This window comes from Protofrankia sp. CiP1_Cm_nod2, from assembly GCF_920664355.1.
In the GTDB taxonomy this organism is placed as follows: domain Bacteria; phylum Actinomycetota; class Actinomycetes; order Frankiales; family Frankiaceae; genus Protofrankia.
Map to the genome: position 1 here is coordinate 11140 of NZ_CAKKTL010000075.1, position 2182 is coordinate 13321.

Annotated in this window: 3 protein-coding genes; all 3 read right to left on the reverse strand. The window is 71.4% G+C overall.

Going from position 1 to position 2182, the window contains the following annotated elements; translation table 11 throughout:
• Window positions 1–79: 79 nt before the first annotated feature.
• The 3 genes from NBW84_RS10750 to NBW84_RS10760 all read right to left on the reverse strand — a co-directional run bounded on the left by NBW84_RS10750 (window position 80) and on the right by NBW84_RS10760 (window position 2166).
• Window positions 80–553, reverse strand: coding sequence for a hypothetical protein (locus NBW84_RS10750; RefSeq protein WP_250284127.1), 474 nt, complete (start codon window positions 551–553; stop codon window positions 80–82).
• A 314-nt stretch (window positions 554–867) separates the two neighbouring features.
• Window positions 868–1464: a recombination mediator RecR gene (gene recR / locus NBW84_RS10755; RefSeq protein WP_250284148.1), complete on the reverse strand. Its 597-nt coding sequence runs from the start codon at window positions 1462–1464 to the stop codon at window positions 868–870.
• Window positions 1465–1686: 222 nt separating this feature from the next.
• Window positions 1687–2166 carry a YbaB/EbfC family nucleoid-associated protein gene (locus NBW84_RS10760; RefSeq protein ID WP_250284130.1) on the reverse strand — a complete coding sequence of 160 codons (480 nt, stop codon included), beginning with the start codon at window positions 2164–2166 and terminating at the stop codon, window positions 1687–1689.
• Window positions 2167–2182: the final 16 nt, after the last annotated feature.

The following is a 2182-nucleotide window of genomic DNA, read 5'->3' on the forward strand; positions in this document are numbered from 1 at the left end:
GGACTGCTCTGAGGACCGGGCCCAGGGCGAGGGCCGCCTGGGGCAGGCCGCCGCACGGGGAACGGGAGCCCGTCGGGCCTCACGGCCGTACCAGCCGGTTCGGGCTCGGCCCCCGCCTCCGGCCCAGCAGGTGCAGCAGCCCGCCGGCGGCCGTGCTGAGCGCGGCGGCGACAAGAACGTCCCGGGGCAGCAGGTCGGTGGACTCCCGCTGGATGCGCCCGTGGAAGCGGTCGAAGCCGCGCGGCCACGGGCTGCGTCCGACGAAATAGATGCCGATCTTGTCGGTGTCGGGCAGACAGGCCCCGCTCATGGCCGCCAGGAGCGCGAGCCGGCGCCCCGGCGGCGCGGCCGCGGTCAGGATGCCCATGGCGGCCAGCCCGGCCACGCCGTCGCGGCGGGCCACCGGAACCCAGCTCCGCCCCGGGCCGGCTCCCCAGTGCGGCACCATGTCCATGGCGAGGTGGGAGACGAACCCGGCGGCAAATGCGGGAAGAGGCCGACGCAGTGCGGTGCCGATCAGCGCTCCGGCGCCCACGTGCGCACTTATGATCATTGGTCGTGTACTCCTGACCTTCATGGGTTCCGTGACGGTTTCCGGTGGTCACGTTGTCCGGCCAGAACAACGTATGCACCGGTCACGGGTATCTGGCGACATGCGTGTACTGAGGAGGATCACACCGCCGGCTCCGGCCACCGTCCGTTCGGGGAACTGACGGGTTCGTACGGGGATCCGGCCTTAAGGGCCGTCCGGAACGGCGTCGTTCGGACGGCCTTCGTCCGGAGGATTGTTCGAGACGTCCGTCCGGACGGCTGCCCGGACGTGTCCAGACGTGTCCAGACGACAACTGGACGACAGCTGGACGACGACTAGACGACGACGCGGCGGCCTTCAAAGGCGCGGCCGAGGGTCACCTCGTCCGCCCATTCCAGATCCCCGCCCATGGGCAGGCCGCTGGCCAGCCGGGTGACCTTCAGGCCCATGGGGGCGATCTGGCGGGCCAGATAGGAGGCGGTGACCTCGCCCTCGGTGTTCGGATCGGTCGCGAGAATCAGCTCGGTCACCGTTCCGTCGGCGAGCCGGGCGATCAGCTCCCGGATGTGCAGATCGTCCGGGCCGACTCCGCCGATCGGATTGATCGCTCCGCCGAGAACGTGGTAGCGCCCGCGGAACTCCCGGGTCCGTTCGACGGCGACGACGTCCTTCGGCTCCTCGACAACACAGATCTGCGCCGGATCGCGGCGGTGGTCGGCGCAGATCCGGCACAGCTCCGCCTGCGCGACGTTGAAGCACGTCCGGCAGAAGCGGACCTTGTCCTTGATCTCGTTCAGTGTGGCCGCCAGCCGCCGCACGTCCACCGGGTCGGCGGAAAGCAGGTGGAAGGCGATCCGCTGCGCGCTTTTCGGGCCGATGCCCGGCAGCCGGCCGAGTTCGTCGATCAGATCCTGGACGATCCCCTCGTACATCGTCACCGACCCGTCCCGCGGAGCGCTGTTGTGGGGCCCGCTGTTGTGGAGCCGGTTGTCGTGGGGCCCGTTGTGCCGGAGCCCGTTGTGCCGGAGCCGGGCGTTCCGGCCATCGCCATTCTGACGGCTGTTCTTCCGGCGGGCGTTCTTCCGGCGGGCCTGGCCGGCACGTGTCCAGGCGGCACCTGCCCGCCCGCCTGCGAGTCGTTCATCGCGCGCCTGTCATCCCAGGCCGGGAGGTATCGACCCCGGGCCTGACCCGCCCGGCAGACCCGCCGGGCCACCGCCGACTCCGCCGGGACCACCGATGCCGCCAGGACCCCCGATACCGCCAGGACTCCCGATACCACCGGGGCCGCCGAACCCGCCGAGGATGTCACCGAGCCCGCCGGTGACCTGGCCCATCCGCTCGGAGGCACGTCTGCGCGCGTTGTCGGCGGCGTCCCGGACCGCCGCGAGGACGAGGTCGGCGAGCGTCTCGGTGTCGGACGGATCCACCGCGGCGGGATCGATGACGAGATCGACCAGCTCACCCCCACCGGTCACCGTGGCCCTCACCAGGCCGCCGCCGGCGGTGCCGTCGACCCTGGCGTCGGCAAGGTCCTGCTGGGCGGTCAGCAACTCGGCCTGCATCCGCTGGGCCTGCTGAAGAAGCTGACCGATGCCCGGCCCGGCGCCCGGCGGTATCTGCGGGTTCGACATGCCACGAGCCTACGTC